Origin of the sequence: Candidatus Accumulibacter cognatus, assembly GCF_000584975.1 — a bacterium.
GTDB lineage: Bacteria > Pseudomonadota > Gammaproteobacteria > Burkholderiales > Rhodocyclaceae > Accumulibacter > Accumulibacter cognatus.
On record NZ_JDST02000041.1, the window covers coordinates 13,095 to 31,411 of the forward strand.

Annotated in this window: 13 protein-coding genes and 1 tRNA gene; 4 read left to right on the forward strand and 10 right to left on the reverse strand. The window is 62.3% G+C overall.

What is annotated here, in order from left to right:
- Positions 1 to 103 precede the first annotated feature (103 nt).
- Genes AW06_RS08430 through AW06_RS08440 form a run of 3 tightly spaced genes read right to left on the reverse strand, consistent with a single transcriptional unit; the run spans position 104 to position 4,550 of the window.
- On the reverse strand, positions 104 to 2,422 hold the full coding sequence (locus AW06_RS08430) for a tetratricopeptide repeat protein (protein WP_273704522.1): 2,319 nt from the start codon (positions 2,420 to 2,422) through the stop codon (positions 104 to 106).
- The gene (locus AW06_RS08435; protein ID WP_273704523.1) at positions 2,423 to 4,153 is read right to left on the reverse strand and encodes an NAD-binding protein; all 1,731 of its coding nucleotides are present in this window, start codon (positions 4,151 to 4,153) and stop codon (positions 2,423 to 2,425) included.
- A gap of 13 nt (positions 4,154 to 4,166) precedes the next feature.
- Entirely contained in the window at positions 4,167 to 4,550 is a 384-nt protein-coding gene (locus AW06_RS08440; RefSeq protein WP_034948640.1) for a DUF6394 family protein, read from the reverse strand.
- 409 nt (positions 4,551 to 4,959) lie between these two features.
- On the opposite strand from AW06_RS08440, the gene AW06_RS08445 reads away from it, so the two are divergent.
- A complete protein-coding gene (locus tag AW06_RS08445) occupies positions 4,960 to 6,267 on the forward strand; it encodes a tetratricopeptide repeat protein (protein ID WP_034948644.1) in 1,308 nt (435 codons plus the stop codon).
- A 158-nt stretch (positions 6,268 to 6,425) separates the two neighbouring features.
- Here AW06_RS08445 and AW06_RS08450 read toward each other — a convergent pair whose 3' ends face one another.
- The 3 genes from AW06_RS08450 to AW06_RS08460 all read right to left on the reverse strand — a co-directional run bounded on the left by AW06_RS08450 (position 6,426) and on the right by AW06_RS08460 (position 11,981).
- Positions 6,426 to 7,502: a PEP-CTERM sorting domain-containing protein gene (locus AW06_RS08450; RefSeq protein WP_034948648.1), complete on the reverse strand. Its 1,077-nt coding sequence runs from the start codon at positions 7,500 to 7,502 to the stop codon at positions 6,426 to 6,428.
- A gap of 235 nt (positions 7,503 to 7,737) precedes the next feature.
- Entirely contained in the window at positions 7,738 to 10,815 is a 3,078-nt protein-coding gene (locus AW06_RS08455) for an efflux RND transporter permease subunit (protein WP_034948651.1), read from the reverse strand.
- Positions 10,812 to 11,981 (reverse strand): efflux RND transporter periplasmic adaptor subunit, encoded by a 1,170-nt coding sequence (locus AW06_RS08460; protein ID WP_034948754.1) that lies wholly within the window; start codon positions 11,979 to 11,981, stop codon positions 10,812 to 10,814. The genes AW06_RS08455 and AW06_RS08460 overlap by 4 nt, the downstream gene beginning before the upstream one ends.
- A 262-nt stretch (positions 11,982 to 12,243) precedes the next feature.
- Here AW06_RS08460 and AW06_RS08465 point away from each other — a divergent pair, with 262 nt between their 5' ends.
- A complete protein-coding gene (locus AW06_RS08465) occupies positions 12,244 to 12,567 on the forward strand; it encodes a hypothetical protein (protein ID WP_138678897.1) in 324 nt (107 codons plus the stop codon).
- A gap of 236 nt (positions 12,568 to 12,803) precedes the next feature.
- Positions 12,804 to 13,970: a benzoate/H(+) symporter BenE family transporter gene (locus AW06_RS08470; protein ID WP_034948657.1), complete on the forward strand. Its 1,167-nt coding sequence runs from the start codon at positions 12,804 to 12,806 to the stop codon at positions 13,968 to 13,970.
- A gap of 73 nt (positions 13,971 to 14,043) precedes the next feature.
- On the opposite strand, the gene AW06_RS08475 is transcribed toward AW06_RS08470, so the two are convergent.
- A complete protein-coding gene (locus AW06_RS08475; protein WP_034948660.1) occupies positions 14,044 to 15,960 on the reverse strand; it encodes an ATP-binding cassette domain-containing protein in 1,917 nt (638 codons plus the stop codon).
- A gap of 90 nt (positions 15,961 to 16,050) precedes the next feature.
- Here AW06_RS08475 and AW06_RS08480 point away from each other — a divergent pair.
- Positions 16,051 to 16,122, forward strand: a tRNA-Arg gene (locus AW06_RS08480).
- A 130-nt stretch (positions 16,123 to 16,252) separates the two neighbouring features.
- Here the strand turns inward: AW06_RS08480 and AW06_RS08485 are convergent.
- The 3 genes from AW06_RS08485 to AW06_RS08495 are packed head-to-tail and all read right to left on the reverse strand — an operon-like array spanning position 16,253 to position 18,315.
- Positions 16,253 to 16,954 (reverse strand): PIG-L deacetylase family protein, encoded by a 702-nt coding sequence (locus AW06_RS08485; protein ID WP_034948663.1) that lies wholly within the window; start codon positions 16,952 to 16,954, stop codon positions 16,253 to 16,255.
- Positions 16,947 to 17,624: a class I SAM-dependent methyltransferase gene (locus AW06_RS20220; RefSeq protein ID WP_046535241.1), complete on the reverse strand. Its 678-nt coding sequence runs from the start codon at positions 17,622 to 17,624 to the stop codon at positions 16,947 to 16,949. The genes AW06_RS08485 and AW06_RS20220 overlap by 8 nt, the downstream gene beginning before the upstream one ends.
- Positions 17,614 to 18,315: a WbqC family protein gene (locus AW06_RS08495; protein WP_034948667.1), complete on the reverse strand. Its 702-nt coding sequence runs from the start codon at positions 18,313 to 18,315 to the stop codon at positions 17,614 to 17,616. The genes AW06_RS20220 and AW06_RS08495 overlap by 11 nt, the downstream gene beginning before the upstream one ends.
- Between the last annotated feature and the right edge of the window lie 2 nt (positions 18,316 to 18,317).

Consider the following 18,317-nt stretch of genomic DNA (forward strand, 5'->3'; position numbering starts at 1 on the left):
ATATGTCTCGTCGTTCGCTCCATCGCGCCTTGCATCTCGGCCTGCTCGCGACGATTTCTTCACAACCTCTCAGCGGAACGTGCGCCCGCTTCCTGCCAGAGGTTCAGCGTTCAGCACACCAGCGCCGCCAGACCTCGCGATACGAGGCTTCCAGTTCGCGCGTGAAACCCGCCTGCTCCATCAGCGGCGACTGCAGCAGGCGCGCGCGCATCGTCATGCGTAGGCGGCGCAGGCGATCGGCGTCGTTGGCGAGTGCCAGCGCGGTTTCGACATAATGCTCGGCCGAATCAGCGACCAGGTCGCCGAGGCCGACCTGGTTCAGGATGCTCAGACCCAGTCGCGCGACCTGCCGGCCACCGCAACGCGAGACCACCGGCACGCCCATCCACAGGGCCTCGCAGGTGGTGGTGCCGCCGTTGTAGGGAAAACTGTCGAGCGCGATGTCGACGTCGTGGTAGGTCTGCAGATAGCCTGGGGCCTTGCCGAACGGCCGGAATTCCAGACGGGCGCGGTCGATGCCGAGTTGCTCGAAGAGCGCGATCGCGTGCCCACTGGCTGGACCGGCGTGCATGGCGGCGTTCTGGATCAACAGCCGGGATGCCGGCAGACGGCGCAGAATCTCGGCCCACGCTTCAAGCAGCGGCCGGTTCAGCTTGGGCGCCTGGTTGAGCGATCCGAACATGACCTGGCCGCTACGGTCGAGCGGCAGCGTGCCCACCGGCGGCGAATCCGGCAAGGGTGCGTAGCAGTAGTAGCCATGCGCGAGCCGTAGCGGCACCTCCGACGAGGCGACTGGAGGTGCCGGTGGATCGGGGTCGATCCATTGGTCGCTGATGCGGTAATCGAGCGTGCGAATGCCGGTGCTTGCCGGATAACCAAGGTAGGCGATCTGCACCGGCGCAGGCTTGCGGCCGACCACGAGCAGACGATTGCGATCGGTGTAGCCGGCCAGATCGACGAGGATGTCGATGCCATCCCGACGAATGCGCGTGGCCAGTTCGTCGTCGTCGAGATCGTGGCAATCGACCCAGCGGTCGGCATGCCGGCGGAAAAGCTCGGTCACCTCGTCGGCGCGGTCACGGAAATAGTAGCAGCAGATCTCGAAGGCCTGGTGGTCATGGTGCTCGATGACCGGCAGCAGGAAGTAGCGCACGGCGTGGCGGCAGAAATCACGCGACAGATAGCCGATGCGCAGTCGCCGTCCGGGGTCGGGTGGGTTGAGCGGAGCAACGATCAGGCCGGCCAGCGGCGCGATCATCCGCTCGTCGAACTCGCGATGTGCGGCGAAAACCTCGTCATCCGAGGGTTCGACCGAAAAATTCAACAGCATGGGCCAGTTGCTCTGTACGTAAGGATCGTCGATTGCCCGCGTCGCCGCGCGGTAATGCGGCAAACCCTCGGGGCTGCGCCATTGCGCCAGCAGTACATTGCCGAGGTTCAGGCGCGCCAGCTGGTGATCAGGATCGAGATGCAGCACCGCACGGTAGCTGCGTTCGGCGGCAGCGACCTCGCCCTGCTCCTGCAAGGCCTTGCCGAGGTTGTAATGCGCCTCGACTGCCTGTGGATCGAGTTCGACGGCGCGCTGCAGGTGCGGTAGCGCCGCCATTGGCTGGCCGCTGATGCCAAGAAAGGCGCCGAGCGTCGCCTGCGTGCGTGCGAAGTTCGGTTCGATGGCCAGCGCTTGCCGAACGTGGGCCAGGGCGGCATCACGCCGCTTTAGCGCCCAGCAGACGATGCCACGTTCGAGCCATGCCGGCCAATGTCCAGGCGAGCGCGCAACGACTTCGCCGTAGAGCGCCTCGGCATCGGCCCAGCGGCCGGCGGTGTGCGCCTGCCGTGCGCTCTCGAAAAGTGTCTCGATCGCCGCAGGTCCTGCAGCCGAAGCAAACAGCTCAAATGCCTGTGGCCGCCGTTCCACCGACACCGGATCGAAGCCGGCCTCGGTCAGCCGGCGTTGCAGGGTAGCGGCGCTGAAGCCGGTACGGTGCCCCATGTAGTGTCGTCCGGCAGCGATCGACGCGCGGTGGCCCCAGAGCACGTCGAGCACCGCGATCGACCCGATCGGCGAGCGGTACAATTCGCCCTCCAGGTCGCCACTGGCGATCTTTTCGGCCAGGCTCTGCACATCGGGCACGACGACATACGCCATCCCGCCGGGCCGCAACACGCGCCGGAACTCGGCAAGAGCGGTCGGCACCTCGTGCGGCAGCAGATGCTCGAGGTTGTGGCTCGACCAGATGGCGTCGACGCTGGCGTCACGCAGCTCGGCCATGTCGGTCATGCTGCCGACGAGATCCGGCTGGACGGCGGGATCGATGTCGTAGCGGATCTCGCGCCACTCGGGCGATCGGAAATATGCGGGCAGTGGCGCCCGGCCGCAGCCGACGTGCAGAATGGTTTTCGGCATCAGGGCTTCGCTCATCTATTTCCTCCGCACTTGCATGCCGACATCACCGACCGGACCGGATCGGCTCAGCAAACGCCATAACCAGCCCTGTGCATCCTGGCCGGTCAGGACGTAGTCAAGGACATTACGATTGTCGACAACGAGGTTCTGCGCCATTTTGGCTGCGCGCGTCCCGGCAAACAGCAATTGGTCGCCGGGTTGCAGAAGCATTTCGTCTGCGGGTTGCTGGTGGTCACGACCGTCGCGCAGCAGCAGCAAGGGCATCAGCGGCAGTGTCTCGGTACGCGCCGCCGGATCGTGGCGCAAGCGGCCAAGCGCCATCGGCTTCTGCTCCATCATCAGCCACTGATGCACCGCCGGCGCCTCGGCGGCATTCAGCCTGACTCCCCAGACCAGCGGCACGCGCCGGCCACAAAGCGCTTCGAGTTGCCCGGCGAGTGCCGCCGCACGCGCATCCGGCCAGCCGCGAAGCAGGCCGAAAAAACGGCTCAGCAAGGGTGAGGTAATCAGCGCCAGGCATTCGCGCGCGACGATCTTCGACGGCACCATCGTGAAATCGGCATCGTAAGCGTCGAACAGCACCTGATTGGCCATCCGGTTCTGGCGCAGGACGACGAACAGGTCCGGGTTGAGCTCCTTGGCGGTCATCGCGATCGAAAGGTTGTTGGTATCGTGGTCGCTGCCGGCGACGATTCCGACCGCCGTTTCGATCCCTGCCCGGCGCAGTGGCTCAGCCTCGGTACCCTGACCCACGATGTGATGGACGCTGCTCGACAGGTTCGGATCGGGGTCGATCACCGTCAGGCTCACCCCCTGCCGCTCCAGATTGCGAACCACCGCCTGCCCGAAACGACCATAACCGCAGATCACCCAGTTGCCGGCTGGAGGATCGTGTCGTTCGGAAACTTCCTGACCCGGCAGGCCGGTCAGCAGATCGACGAGACGGTACCAGTTCGGAGAATGGATCGCCTGCGCCAGATAGTCGGCGAATTTCTCGAAGTGATTGACCACGTAATGCGTTCCGAACGACATCATGTTGGCCTCGATCGACGGGCTCGCGACGCGCGCGATGACCATCAGGCTCGGATTCATCAGCCGACTGGCTATCGCCACGGAAAGATTCGCCGCGTCGTCGTCGGTGATCGCCAGCACGCCGCGACAACTGCGGTGCTTGAGGCCGGCCATCAGCAAGTGTTGCGGCTGCGCCGCATCGCCGCAGAGAGCAAGAACGTCGGCAGAGAAGTCTTCGATTTCGAGTTCCTGGATGCGCCCCTCATTGCGTTCGATGGTCACTACCCGGATGCCGTCGCGGTCGAGCGCGCGCGCAATCAGCAGGCCGGTCTCGCCGCAGCCACAGAGGATGTAGAAGGGTTCGCCAAGCTGCCTGACCCGGCGAACGAATCGACCAGTCAGCAACACCTGCTGCAAGCCCCGGTCCTGGACCAGGGCCAGCAGGCTGATGATCGAGTACGACCAGCCAATCACCGAGAGGAAGATCACCACCGTCACCCACATCCGCTGCGCTTCGGAAAACGCGCCGGGCAGTTCGCCGAAGCCGATCGTGCTGGCGGTGTAGCTGACGAAGTAGAAAGCGTGAAAGAAGCTCATCGGTGGCGCTGGCCGCCCTTCTGCGTCGATGCCGGGAATCAGCGTCAGGCCGAGCGTCGACAACGCATAGATGACGATCAGCACGATCAGTGGCGCCCGCATCCGCCGCAGGGCGATGAAAAAGACGCTGGCGTTCATCGTGGAATGCCGTTCAACGCCGCAGCATCACGGTTTCGGCGATCAGCAGGATCACCGAGACGATGTTGGCAAAGAGCGCGCCGCCGCTCAGCGAAACCACACTGATGGTGACATCCGGCGACATGCCTTCGCCGGTGACATGCGCCGCGACGCCCCAGACGCAGGCCGCCGCCACCAGTTGCAGGTCGGCAACCAGGCTGGTCGACAGGTGCACCGCACCGATCTGTGTGCGATCACCGAATTTCAGGACCGTGGCCACCAGGTTGACGGCGATAGCGGCGAACAGCTCGTAGATATGATGGTGATTGGGTTGATCGATGTCGCCGATGAAGAAACCGAAGTTCAGCGTTGCGGCCAGAACGATGAAGAAACCGAAAACCACTTTCTCGAGATTCATGAATCCCCCCAGGTCGGCTACCGTCGCGCCATCGACGATGGTATGGCGCGAGAGGATACGCGCGTGCGCGGGGAATGAAAACCGGCCGCGGCGGTCGGAATGTCAATGAGATTGCCAGAACGCTGTCGCCAAGCGACGTGCGCTCTCGACGAAGACGATGTACTCCTCGTGGCAGGTAAGGCAACGCCGGCCTTGTCAAGCCAGTTGACAGGCCCGACCGGGCTGCCGATACTTTCGGCAGTCCCGTTGGATTCCCGATCCTCCTCAGCCTGCCCCCTGCATCGGTCGGCGCCGTCTGGACGGTGACGATACTGGCCAAAAACTGGCTGCGGCCATGGTGCACGCGCAGGCCCAAACCGCGGGTGGCGGCCGACCGACTCAATCCACGTTCCTGGAGGGCATCACTCCCATGATTCATCGACCATCGATCGTCGCCGGACTGATCGCTGCCCTGTTGGCGGCAGAACCATTCTCGACGGCGGCAGCACCCATTCCGTCACCTGATTCCCCGCGGGGGCAGCCCCCCGGCGCGTCTCCCGCACAAAGCAAGGTGGACGCCGGCTTGAAGGCATTGAACGCTGGCGAACTGGTGGCCGCCGAGACCGCATTCACGGAAGCGGCCCGGGTCGATCCCAAGCTGTCGGCAGCCTACATCGGTCTGGCGGAAGTCGCCGCCCGGCAAAACAAGCCCGCCCGCGTCGAACACTGGCTGAAGCAGGCGCTGACGGCCGATCCGAACGGCGCGCTGACGCAGCGCACCTGGGGCCGCTACCAGTTTCAGCAAGGGCGCTTCGTCGATGCCGAAGCCACTTTCAAGAAAGCAGTCGCGCTCGACCCACGCTCGGTGGATGCGCAGCTCAACCTCGCCGAGAACTATCTGCTCGGCCTCAAGAAGGCAAAACCGGCAGAAGACGCTTACCGTGCGGCCATCGCGCTCGACGCCGGCAATCCGCAGGCACATGCGGGTCTGGCCGCGACGCTGGCGGCGCAAGGCCACCCGGATGCGGCACTCGCCGAGTATGAGCAGGCGGTCAGGCTCGCGCCTGCCGACCCGAAGTTCGCGCACGCCCTCGCCCGCTTCCTGGCGTCACAGGGCAAATTCGATCAGGCTATGGCCGCACAGCAGAAGATCATCGCCATGGCGCCGGATTTTTTCCCCGCCTACATCGATCTGGGTGACCTGTATCTGGCCAAGGGCAACCTCGACCAGGCAGCCAACACCTATCGCTCTGCTACCAAGGTGACCAAAAACCCGGCGCTGGCCTTTTTCAAACTCGGGACCGTGCTCGAAGGTCAACAGCGCTGGGCCGAAGCCGAACAGGCCTATCTCGAGGCCGTGCAGAACGATCCGATGATGTATGGCGCGTACAACAATCTCGCCTTCATGGCCGCGGTGCGCAAGGAGCGTCTCGACGATGCGCTGGTTTGGGCCAGGAAGGCGGTTGAACTGGCGCCCAAGGTGACGACGATCCAGGACACGCTTGGCTGGGTCCACCGGGCCCGCGGTGAACTCGGCCCCGCCGCGCAGGCGATCGAGAAGGCGGTTGCCGCCAACCCCAAGAAGGCCGGTTTCCGCTACCACCTCGGGGTGGTCTATGCCGAACAGGGCAAGAAGAAGGAAGCGGTCGCCGCGCTGCAGAAAGCACTCGAACTCGACCCGAATTTCAACCAAGCGGCCGACGCCAGACAACGCCTGCAGCAACTCTCGGCGAAGTAGCGAGGGCGGGCGGCCAGTGGGGTGGCTGCTCCACAAAAGAAAAGCGGCCCGAAGGCCGCTTTTTTGCCCTACCGATTCGTCCAATCTGCAAGTCGCGTCGGCGACTCACGAATCTCCCCTCTCCACTCGCTGGAGAGGGGTCGGGGTAAAAGTAAAACTTAGACTGAACGACGGCGCGCTGCCCCCAGGCCAAGCAGGCCCATGCCCATCAGGACCAGTGTGGCCGGCTCGGGAGTCTTGAAGCTGTCAAGTTCGCGGGCCACGATCTTGTCGTCGACCAGTGCGAAGGTGACGAAGTCCTTGTCGCCAGCGGCCACACGCGTGAAGGTATAGTCGAAGGTAAACACGCGGTCAACCGAACGGTCGTACGAACCGACCGCGTCGGCACCTGAGCAGGAACCGATGTCGGCGCCCGTGCAGACGGTGGAGACCGCGATCTCGGGCAGCCCGCCGCCGAGATCATCGACCGTCACCTTGCTGTAGGTGGCGAAGCTGGCGGTGATGCCGGCGGTGATCGCCGCGGCGATCGCGTCTGGTGTGGTCGAAGAAGCAAAGACCGAGCCGCCGAGGCCGGTGATGCTGCTGGCGAAGGTCGGAGCCAAGGCGCAGGTGCCGGATGAAGAGCAGAAGTCGATACCGATCACATCGGCACTGATGCCGCCAACTGCCGCCAACGTGCTGGCAAGAGTAGCGGCGCCCGCCTTGAAGCCGGCATCACCGAGCGCGATGATGAAGCGGTTCGAACCGGCACGCCATCCACCGCCAGCCGCCGCAGCGCTGATGCCGTCGTAACCCAGTTCGGCGTAATCACCGCCGCCACTGGCGCCCAGTCCGGTAATGGCGGCCACGGTGGTCGCGGCAGTCGTGTCGACCGGGGCCTTCACTGTACCTGCGCCAGGGTCATTGTAAAAAGCGACTCCACTCGCGACGCTGCCGAATGAACCGAGGCTGGCGAGCAGCCCCCCCGCCATCGTTTTCGCGCCGGCAATCGCGCTACCCATGCTGCCGGTGGTATCGAAAACGAACATCACGTCGATCAGGGCATCCGTCGGTGGCGCTGCGGTGACGGTGACGGTCTTGGTGATGGTCACCGACTCGCCGACGCCAAGGCTGGCGCTGAAGCTGGTGGGCGCAATCGAATCGGCGTAAACGGCGCCGGAGGCCAGGATTCCCAGGGCACCGACTGCAGCGGCGCCGGCTCTTTTAAGGGCTGGAAGAACCGAAGTAAATTGCATTTGATATCTCCTTTGAGAAAGGTTGAAGGGCCTGTCCTGGAGGACTCAAAGGCACCTGCAGAACACGGAGCAAGAGCCGTGCCAGATCACGCCAATAATTTATTAAGTTATTAAAATTAATGATGAAAATAGTCATTTCGGCGGTCACGAAGCATTCTGGCCGGTTTCCTTTGGTTCAAACTGTAAAATTAATCGACACTTACCGCCATAAGGGAGAATGCCGGAAAGCTGCCATTCAGCCCAGCTCACCAGCCGCCCTGCTCACCGCGTGCGCCCCGGCCTGGCGTCTGGCCAGCAGCGTATACACCGTCGGCACGACGAACAGCGTCAGGAAGGTACCGAGCAGCAGCCCGCCGACGATGACCCAGCCGATCTGTTGGCGGCTTTCGGCGCCGGCACCGCTGCCGATCGCCAGCGGAATCGCGCCCAGCACCATCGCGCCGGTGGTCATCAGGATCGGTCGCAGGCGCAGTTCGGAAGCCTCGATCACCGCCTGCCGGACCCCGCGCCCCTGCGCCTGCAACTGATTGGCGAACTCGACGATCAGGATGCCGTGCTTGGTAATCAGGCCCACCAGCGTGACCAGTCCGATCTGGCTGTACACATTGAGCGTCCCGCCGCTCAGAAGCAGCGCCAGCAATGCGCCGGTCATCGACAGCGGCACCGTCAGCATGATGATGAACGGGTCGCGGAAACTCTCGAACTGGGCGGCGAGCACCAGGTAGATGAACGCCAGCGCGAGCAGGAAGGTCAGCGCCAGCGACGATGACGAGAGCTTGAACTCGCGCGACTGGCCCGCATAGTCGATGGCATAACCGGCTGGCAGGAGGAGCCCGGCGGTGCTGTCGAGAAACCGCAGTGCTTCGCCCATGGCGTAGCCTGGGGTCAGGTTGGCGGTCAGGGTGACCGCGCGGCGCTGCCCGAAATGGTTGAGTTCGCGCGGGCTGACCGTTTCGTCGACGCTGAGCAGGTTGGCCAGCGGGATCATGCTGCCATCCCTGGCGCGAACGAAGAGGTCGCCGATGTCGGAAGGCGTCGCACGGTCGGCGTTGGCGACCTGAACGATCACGTCGTATTGCTCGCCCTCCCGCTTGAAACGGGTGACCTGGCGACCACCTAGCATGGTTTCGAGCGTCCGCCCGACGGTTTCGATCTGCACCCCGGTATCCATCGACTTGTCACGATTGACGATCACCGACAGTTCGGGCTTGTTCAGCTTGAGATCGGTATCGACATTGGTCAAGCCCGGGTTCTTCGCCACCTCGTCGAGGAGCCTGGCAGTGATCTTGTCGAGTTCGACGTACGACGCCGAGGTGACGATGACGAAATTGATCGGCCGCTCACGCGGGCTCTGGCCGAGCGACGGCGGCAAAACCGGAAATGCCAGCACGCCGGGAATTCCCGAGAACTTTGGGAACAGTTCCTTGACCACCGCCACCGAGTTGCGCTTGCGCTCCTGCCAATCGGTGAGACCGACAAAGGAGATACCCTGGCTGACAGTCGGGTTGCCGGCGACAACGAAGTAGCGCTCGACATCGGCGGTATGCGCGTAGAGGTCCTCGATCTGCCGGGCATACTTGTCGGTGTAATCAAGCGTCGCGCCTTCCGGCCCGAGAAAGACGCCGATGATGATGCCACGGTCTTCGATCGGCGCCAGTTCGGACTTGAGCGCACCGAGTAGAAAGACGTTCGCCCCCGCGACCAGCACGAAAGCCAGCATCACCAGCCAGCGCTGCGCCAGTGCCGCGGTGAGCACACGGCGGTAGGCCCGCGTCAGCGCTTCCAGGAGGTTTTCGACGGCGACGTAGGCCTTGCCGTGCCGGGCCTCGTGTTTGAGCAGCCGCGAGCACATCATCGGTGACAGCGTCAATGCGACGAAACCGGAAACCAGAACAGCCCCGGCCAGCGTCAGCGCGAATTCGACGAACAGTTTGCCTGTCCGCCCGGTCATGAAAGCGACCGGCGCATACACCGCAGCGAGGGTAATGGTCATCGCGACGACCGCGAAACCGATCTCCTGAGCTCCCTGAAAGGCCGCCTTGCGCCGCGGCATGCCCGCCTCCATGTGGCGGTAGATGTTTTCCAGGACGACGATCGCGTCATCGACGACCAGACCGATCGCCAGCACCAGCGCCAATAGGGTCAGGGTATTGATCGTGAAGCCGAGCACCAGCATCAGCGCAAAGGCGCCGATCAGAGAAACCGGAATCGTCACCAGCGGAATCAGCGTCGCCCGGAAGTTGCGCAGAAAGATGAAAATGATCAGCAGCACCAGCAGCATTGCTTCACCGATGGTCTTGAAGACCGCGTCGATCGAGCGGTCGATGAACACCGACGAATCGTAGGCGATGTTCGCGGTCATTCCCGGCGGCAGTTCGCCGATCACTTTGGGCAGTTCGCCGCGCAGCGCCCGTGACAGTTCGAGCGGGTTGGCGGTGGCCTGCTTGATGACCCCCAGGGCGACCGCCGGCCGACCCTTGAAACGCACGCTGCTGCGCTCGGAAGCGGCGCCGATCTCGACGCGACCGAGGTCGGCGATGCGCACCGGATAGCTGCCCCTGGCGTCTGTCGCCTGCTTGACGATGATTTCAGCGAACTGCGCCGCTTCGCCAAGATCGGTGCGCGCAACCACCGAGAACTCACGGCTCCGGCTTTCGATGCGGCCGGCCGGCACCTCGACGTTCTGCCGACGCAAGGCATCCTCAACATCCTGTGGCATCAGGTTGAAGGCCGCCAGGCGGTCGCGATCCAGCCAGATGCGCATCGCGAACTTGCGCTCGCCGAAGACACGTACGTCGGCAGCGCCGGGCAGTGTCTGAAGGCGCGGTTTGACGATGCGATTGGCGAAGTCGGTGACTTCGAGTGCCGAGTGCTGGTCTGACGAGAAGGCGATCCAGATGATCGGATTGGCGTCGGCCTCGACCTTGGCGATGACCGGCTCGTCGATGTCGGCCGGCAGCTTGTTGCGCACGCGCGAGACGCGGTCGCGGACATCCGACGCCGCCGAATCCGGATGGCGCTCAAGCTTGAAGCGCACCGAAATCTGACTGTTCTCCTGACGCGAGATCGAGGTGATGACGTCGACCCCTTCGATGCCGGCCAGCGAATCCTCGAGCGGCTTGCTGATCTGCGACTCGACGATCTCGGCAGAGGCGCCACGGTAGGTGGTATCGACGGTCACCACCGGTTCGTCGATCTTCGGGTATTCGCGCACCGGCAGACGGGTATAGGAGACCAGACCGACGAGCAGGATCGACAGCGAGAGAACCGTCGCGAAGACCGGGCGACGGATGCACAGGTCGGAAATCTTCATTGGTCCGCCCCCGGCGGCGCCCCGGCTGCTGGCGCCGGTTCGGCCTGGCTTTCACTGACGGCACGTACCGCGGCACCGTCGCGCAGCTTCATCTGCCCGGCGCTGACGACCTCGTCGCCGGCGCGCAGACCCTCGATGACTTCGACCTGACCGTCGCGCCGCAGGCCGGTCCTGATCGGCACACGTTGCACCCGACCATCGACGACACGGTAAACGTAAGGCGCCTTGCTGTCCGCAACCAGCGCCTGTTCCGGGATCAGCAGTACATTGTTGCGTTGCTCGAAAATCAGGCGGACACGCACGAACATGCCGGGACGCAGGCGTGCTTCGCTGTTCGGCAGATGCGCGCGTAGCGAAATCGCACGACCGCCGGCCTCGACCAGCGGATTGATCGCGTCGAGCACCGCGGTGAACCTCTGGCCCGGCAGGGCGTCGCTCGACACCTCGAGGTATTGGCCGGGTTCGAGTTGGCTGAGGTAGGACTCGGGCAGGCGAAAATCGATCTTCAGCGTACGGATATCCTCGATATTGACCAGTTCCTGCCCTTCCTTGACATAGTCGCCGACACTGATGTTGCGAATCCCGACGATGCCGGAGAACGGCGCGCGCAGGCGCATCTTGTCGAAGCGGGCCTGCGCCAGCGCCAGGGCGGCTTCCTGAACCTTCAGCGCGGCCTCGGCGTTGTCGAGCGCCTGCTGGCTGATGAACTTTTTCGCGAACAGATCCTGGGTGCGTCGGTGGTTGGTCTGTGCCAGTCCCAGATTGGCCTTCGCCTGGTCGAGTTCGGCTGCCTGCGTTGCCGCGTCGAGTGCCAGCAGCAGCGAGCCCTTACTGACCGCGACCCCGTCCCTGAAGTGAATCGCGGCGACCCGACCGGGCGTCTCAGGACGCAGAACGACCGACTCGTTCGAGCGTAGCGAACCGACGGCGGTGGCATCAAGGACCAGTTCGACGGCCCGTACGCGCGCCGTTTCGACGCGCAGCGGCCCGCCACCCGGCGGACCGGCAGACGCAGCGGCGCCCGAGCGGCCGGCAGCCGCTCCCGTCGGCAGCGCCATTGTTGAACCAGGCGGCTCTCGAAAACTCGTATACGCGTAGTAACCGAGCCCGACCAGACCAGTGATGGCCGGGATCAGGAGCCAGGAACGCTTTTTCCAGCTCGTCATCTCAATCCGCATCCCCCCGCCGCAACGGGCAATTCAAGTAGGATTCAAGGTCGCCGATCGAGAACGATCGGCAGGGTCAGAGTACAGCGGGCAGATCAACGACCATGGGCGCGCTGCGAAAAACTTGGCAAACAAGCTGCCTGCAACGGTATAACTCTGACAGAGGTAGCGATAAAGTAAAATCGTTAATGGCCGTAGAAACGATTGTATAACCGCCTGCCCGGATTCCATGCCTCGCGAGCACGTGTACAGGACCTGGACTATGAGAATTCCATCTGAATTATTACCGTCGGTCGCTACTCTGACCAAGGAAGTCGACAGGACATCCGGAGCGGTGGAACCAGCTGCCAGACTCACCGACGAACTGGCGGCCTCGCCGCAAGGCCAGCCCCCGCCGTCGAGAAAAAAGGGAGGACAACCACCGCCCCCGACCGCCATCGGTACCGAGGAAGAAAACAAGCCCGCACCGGTAGAACGCAGAAGCAGCGACCGTCGTTCAAAGAACCAGCCGGTCCTGCTCGACACCCGCTCGAACCGGGGACGACGGCGCGCACCGGGCGAAGCCCCGATCAATATCAAGGTCTGAATGCTGCCTGGACCGTGCGATGGCCGGTCAGACGGGGTCCAGCGGTCAGATTCGGTCGCAGGGGTGTGAACGAAAGTGTTGGGAGGAACCGATATACTCCCCTCCCCCGCAAGGGGGGAGGGGCGATCACCGATGTCAACGCATCTCCATCGAACAAGTGACCTCGACCAACACTTTCATTCGCACCCCAACCCCCATAGTTTTTCATCACGTTGGGTAATCATCTCGAGAAAAGCATGCGACTGTTCGAGGACCTCTCCCTATCGGCGCTGATTGCCGGCTTCGTCGCAGTCCTGGTCGGCTTCACCAGTTCGGCGGTGATCGTCTTCCAGGCTGCCCAGACGCTGCAGGCGACGGCTGCCGAGTTGGCTTCCTGGATGTGTGCGCTGGGCCTGGGAATGGGTCTGACCAGCATCGCTCTCTCGCTGCGCTTCCGGGCGCCGGTACTGACCGCCTGGTCGACGCCCGGCGCGGCGATGCTGATCACCAGTGCGGCAGGAATCCCGATGTCCGAAGCAATCGGCGCCTTTCTGGTCTCGGCAGCGCTGATTACCGTCTCAGGGTTCACCGGCCATTTCGAACGGATGCTCGACCGCATCCCAACCTCTATTGCCTCCGGCATGCTGGGCGGCGTCCTGTTGCGCTTCGGCCTCGATGCTTTCGTCGCCCTGCAGAACCAGTTCGTCCTGGTCTTCCCGATGTTCTGCGCTTATCTGTTCTGCCGCCGGTTGCACCCTCGCTACGCCATCGTCGTCACCCTCCTGCTTGGCATCGGCATCGCTGCCGCACAGGGGCTGCTGCAGGTCCAGTCGCTGCGCCTCGAACTGGCCACGCCAGTGTTCACCACCCCGCAATTCTCGTGGCGGGCGCTGATCGGCGTGGCACTTCCCCTGTACGTGGTCACCATGGCCTCGCAGAATGTTCCGGGGGTTGCCGTCATCCGCGCTGCCGGCTACCAGTTGCCGATTTCGTCGCTGATCGGCTGGACCGGCGCGACCAATCTGCTGCTCGCCCCTTTCGGCGGTTTTGCATTGAACCTTGCAGCGATCACCGCGGCCATCTGCATGGGCCGTGAGGCGCACCCGGATGCCGACAAGCGCTACGCCGCCGCCATCGCCGCCGGGACTTTCTACTTGCTCATTGGACTCTTCGGAGCGACGGTCGGTGCACTCCTCCTGGCCTTCCCGAAGGAGCTGGTGCTGGCGATCGCCGGTTTTGCACTACTCGGCACGATCGGCGGTGCGCTTGCCAATGCGCTAGGACAGGAAGCCGAACGTGAGCCGGCCTTGCTGACCTTCCTGGTCACGGCCTCGGGAGTTGCGCTGGCCGGCATCGGTTCCGCTTTCTGGGGGCTGTTGACCGGTCTTGCGGCGCTTTTGATCCTGCGGCCCAGGTCGGCGTAACGGTACCGGCCGGGCGCACACCCGCCCACCCGCCGGGCATACCCGCCCGGAAACCCGCCGGCGAGTGCGCTGGCTAACTCTCGAGGGCTTCCCAGCGATCGAGCAGGGCCAGGAGTTGCTCATCGATTTCGCGCAGGCGCGCCGACAGTTCTCGTGCTGCCTGCGGCTGTGCCTGGTACAGTGCGGGATCGGCCAACCGTTCGCCGATCTGCTTCTGCTCGGCCTCGAGGGCGGCGATGCGTTGCGGCAGTTCGGCGAGTTCCTTGGCCTCCTTCCACGACAGTTTGCTGGCGCTGGCCTTTGGCCGGGTCGGCCTGGCGACCTCTGCCGGTCGCGAATCGCCGCGTTTGCTGCTGCTCTCCATCGTGGAAGCCTCTTCCCTGCGGCAAACGGCCTGATAGTCGGCCCAGTCCTGATAACCACCGGCATACTCTCGCCAGATGCCGTCACCCTCGGCAGCGATGGTCTGGGTCACGACGTTGTCGATGAAGGCACGATCGTGGCTGACCAGAAACAAGGTGCCCGTGTAGTCCTGGAGCAGTTCCTCGAGCAGTTCGAGAGTTTCAATGTCGAGGTCGTTGGTCGGTTCGTCGAGCACCAGCACGTTCGCTGGCCGTGCGAACAGACGCGCCAGCAGAAGCCGGTTGCGCTCGCCACCGGACAGCGAACTGACCTGCGAGCGCGCACGCTGCGGCGCAAACAGGAAGTCCCCGAGATAGCTTATGACGTGTTTGCGCTGATGGGCGATCTCGACGAAATCCGACCCCGGCGAGATCACGTCGATCAGTGTCGCCTGTTCATCGAGCTGACTGCGGAACTGGTCGAAATAAGCCACCTGCACTTTCGTTCCGAGATGCACCTTGCCGGTATCGGGGAGCAACTCACCGAGAATCATGCGCAGCAGCGTCGTCTTGCCGGCGCCGTTCGGGCCGATGATGCCGATCTTGTCACCGCGCTGTACCCGACAGGAGAAATCGCGTACCACCACCTGCTCGCCAAAACGCTTGCCGGCATGCTCGAGCGCCGCCACCAGTTTGCCGCTACGGTCACCGGCATCGAGCGCCAACTCGACCTTGCCCTGGCGCTCACGCCTTGCCGCACGTTCCCGGCGCAGTCGCTCGAGGCGCAGCACGCGCCCTTCGTTGCGGGTGCGGCGGGCCTTGATGCCCTGCCTGATCCACACCTCCTCCTGCGCAAGAAACTTGTCCGCGCGTGCATTGTTCAGCGCTTCGTCGTGCAGGATGGCCTCCTTGCGCATCTGATACTCGCCAAAACTGCCCGGGCAGGAAAGCAGGCGGCCACGGTCGAGTTCGACGATGCGGGTTGCCACCCGTTCGAGAAAACGACGGTCATGGGTGATGAACACCAACGTCACGCCCGAGGCAACCAGCATCTCCTCGAGCCATTCGATTGCGCCGACATCGAGATGGTTGGTCGGCTCATCGAGCAGCAACAGCTCGGGCGAAACGGCCAGGGCCTGTGCCAGCGCCAGGCGCTTTTTCTGACCTCCGGAGAGCGTTCCGACCAGGGCGTCGGCATCGAGCGAGAAGCGCTGGATGACGCGCTCGGCCTGCGCCTCGAACGACCACGCCTGCCGTGCCTCCAGTTCTGTCTGCAGCGCCTGCATACGTTCCAGCAGCTTTTCATGGTCTGCTACAGGGTCGGCAAGGGCGTGCGCGACGGCATGGTATTCGGCAAGCAACGCCGACAACTCGCCCATGCCGGCGACAACGGCAGCGAAGACCGTCAAATCGGCGTCGAAGGGCGGCTCCTGCGGAACATAGCCGATCCGCAGGCCCGGTTGCAGCCACACCTTGCCGTCATCAAGCGCCCCACAACCTGCGAGTGCGCTCAACAGAGAGGACTTGCCGGTACCGTTACGGCCAATCAGCGCGACCCGCTCGCCAGCATCGAGCTGGAAATCCGCATGGTCAAGGAGCGGCACATGGCCGAAGGCAAGGGAAGCGTCGGAGAGAATCAGGTACGGCATGCGTGCGGTTCCCCTTCCTGAGGGATGGTCTGAGCAAATGCGGCGGCGAGTTGGCGTATTCCAGGGTCAGCGGCTACAATACGCGCCCGACTCCTCGTAGCACAATGGATAGTGCACACGCCTCCTAAGCGTGGGATACAGGTCCGATTCCTGTCGAGGGGACACGGCAGGCATCCAAAGCCTTCCGGCATGGTCTATCAATCCGGGGACAATGGGCACTGGAGGCGAACAGTCGATGAATGACATGACCTTGTTTCGGAATGTGCGGTCATTGCGAACCTACCGATCGCTTTCATGTCATGAACAGGGTATCAAGCATCCGGCCCACCACAAAAGCTTCGGCCGCCGCCACGCCGATACTTGCCCCTCGCCATCTCGCCAAGTGCTCGCAGGCCGTGACTGAGCGCGCATGTGGCCAATCCTTCATCTCCAGGGCATAACTGCCGAGCGCGGCCAGTTTGCGATCAAGCGTAGAAGAAATGTCGCAGAAATAGTTCGGCACAAAACCGCTATTCCCTGACATGCGCCACTCGGTACTCGACGGCACCTCGAAAAACAGGACCTGACGCAGTCGGTTTCCCGGTTGTGGACGGCAGGCCGTCTGCACGGCTTCGCTGACAATACGGTGATCGATGTTCAGATCACCAGGGAAATGGGTATAAATGATGTCAGGCTCGGTCATCTTCACATGGGATTCGACGGCCTTGACCACATCGAGCAGATGCACGCCATCCATTCGGTTATCGGGAAAATCGAGCATTGCCAGAGAGGTCGATCCGAGCCGATCGTGCACCTCCCTGGCGGCTGCGGCGAGAACCGACAACTGCTCTGTAGCCGCACTGCGATCACGCTGCTCCGAACGACTGGTGACCCCTTCCGCCAGAATCAGCACATGGACATGATCGCCCCGGGCAAGATGCCTGGCCATGGCTCCCCCGCAACCCAAAACTTCGTCATCCGGGTGGGCGGCAACGACCAGAACACTCTTAAGCATGCGGCTTCCTTGCGACGATGTTCCAGGAGGCGAACTGATGGTTGTCCTGTGGCTCATATCGTCGCATCAGTTTCTCTTCGATGAACAAAATCTCGAAATTCGAAAACAGATCCCGAAGATGGAGTGCATTAGAAAAATGGACTTTTCCTACTCCAGTGAATTGACCCTTGCTGTAAGCTGTTCTTGTAAAATCATCATCAACGGCTTCGCCGGACAAGAAATCACTATGATTCATGGAAAACCAATCAGAACCGATAAATATGCCATCAGGTTTGAGCGCATCCGAAACGATCTGTAATGCACTTCTTATCGACACCGTGTTGTTATGGGTCAACGAAGCCCGGTCGAGAACGAGATCGAATCTTCCCTCGAACGGCTGCCGAGTTGTGAAATCCGCCTCAATGATATTCTGAATCAGATCAGGATAGCGTTGATGCAGTTTTTTAACAATGGTTGGACTACCCTCTATGCCGTAATAGTCCATACCAAGCGAAATGAATAAGGGTATATTAGCCCCCGCCCCTGAGCCGAGTTCAAGAACACGCCCACCGCCCGCCATGAGGATCGGTTTAAGGTGCCGATGTACCAGGCTGACCACATCAGACCAAGGCCATACCGACAGATGAGTGCTTTCCGCGTAACGCTGTTCCCATTCAGAACTAAAACTCATGCCATTTCCCAGTCAATACATGCTGTATATCCGAACCGCAGTTCATCCAGTAATCGACGATGCACATATAGGGTTCGAAATTTCCCCACAACTGGGGATAGGCTGGATGCCGAAAATCCTGGTAATCGATCGTCATTCCGGAGTCTGCAAAAAGATCCTCATCCAGATAGTTTCTCCCCATGGCGCCGGACAAATATTTTCCTGCTCCGAAGTGCTGGCACAGATCCAGGATCAGCTGCGATTTTCTGCTAGTTATCTGAAATTCCGATGCACGAACAATCCTTGTGTTTATCCTGAATTCCGTCACCCAGAATCGAAGCTGCTGCCAGCACAGCTCGGCAAGATTGGATTGCTGAATGGAAAACAACTGTTCAATTTTCGGGAAGCATTCCTTGAATCCCGGCGCCTTTCGGTAATTCATTTCAAGCGACTTCAGGTGCTTGCTGCGCCAGGGTTGAGTATCGTCAATCAAGGTCTCGCGAAGCGATGCCTGAATATGCCCCTTGACCCTGACCGGAATGGTCAGCCATTGTGGTCCTTGTGCTGTTTTTATCTTGTTCCGGTTGATGAAACTGTTCTTTTCGAACTGCACGGTGTCAAGAAAAACGAAGACATCCGCGCGTGCAATCTTGTCAAAATAGCCCAGCCACGGCAGATAGGCCGGCTGATGGGCAGAGAGAATGACCCCCATTA

Excerpts from the sequence above, each read along its gene's own strand:
- AW06_RS08430 (WP_273704522.1), bottom strand. The coding sequence starts at position 2,422 with ATGAGCGAAGCCCTGATGCCGAAAACCATTCTGCACGTCGGCTGCGGC.
- AW06_RS08435 (WP_273704523.1), bottom strand. The coding sequence starts at position 4,153 with ATGAACGCCAGCGTCTTTTTCATCGCCCTGCGGCGGATGCGGGCGCCA.
- AW06_RS08440 (WP_034948640.1), bottom strand. The coding sequence starts at position 4,550 with ATGAATCTCGAGAAAGTGGTTTTCGGTTTCTTCATCGTTCTGGCCGCA.
- AW06_RS08445 (WP_034948644.1), top strand. The coding sequence starts at position 4,960 with ATGATTCATCGACCATCGATCGTCGCCGGACTGATCGCTGCCCTGTTG.
- AW06_RS08450 (WP_034948648.1), bottom strand. The coding sequence starts at position 7,502 with ATGCAATTTACTTCGGTTCTTCCAGCCCTTAAAAGAGCCGGCGCCGCT.
- AW06_RS08455 (WP_034948651.1), bottom strand. The coding sequence starts at position 10,815 with ATGAAGATTTCCGACCTGTGCATCCGTCGCCCGGTCTTCGCGACGGTT.
- AW06_RS08460 (WP_034948754.1), bottom strand. The coding sequence starts at position 11,981 with ATGACGAGCTGGAAAAAGCGTTCCTGGCTCCTGATCCCGGCCATCACT.
- AW06_RS08465 (WP_138678897.1), top strand. The coding sequence starts at position 12,244 with ATGAGAATTCCATCTGAATTATTACCGTCGGTCGCTACTCTGACCAAG.
- AW06_RS08470 (WP_034948657.1), top strand. The coding sequence starts at position 12,804 with ATGCGACTGTTCGAGGACCTCTCCCTATCGGCGCTGATTGCCGGCTTC.
- AW06_RS08475 (WP_034948660.1), bottom strand. The coding sequence starts at position 15,960 with ATGCCGTACCTGATTCTCTCCGACGCTTCCCTTGCCTTCGGCCATGTG.
- AW06_RS08485 (WP_034948663.1), bottom strand. The coding sequence starts at position 16,954 with ATGCTTAAGAGTGTTCTGGTCGTTGCCGCCCACCCGGATGACGAAGTT.
- AW06_RS20220 (WP_046535241.1), bottom strand. The coding sequence starts at position 17,624 with ATGAGTTTTAGTTCTGAATGGGAACAGCGTTACGCGGAAAGCACTCAT.
- AW06_RS08495 (WP_034948667.1), bottom strand. The coding sequence starts at position 18,315 with ATGGGGGTCATTCTCTCTGCCCATCAGCCGGCCTATCTGCCGTGGCTG.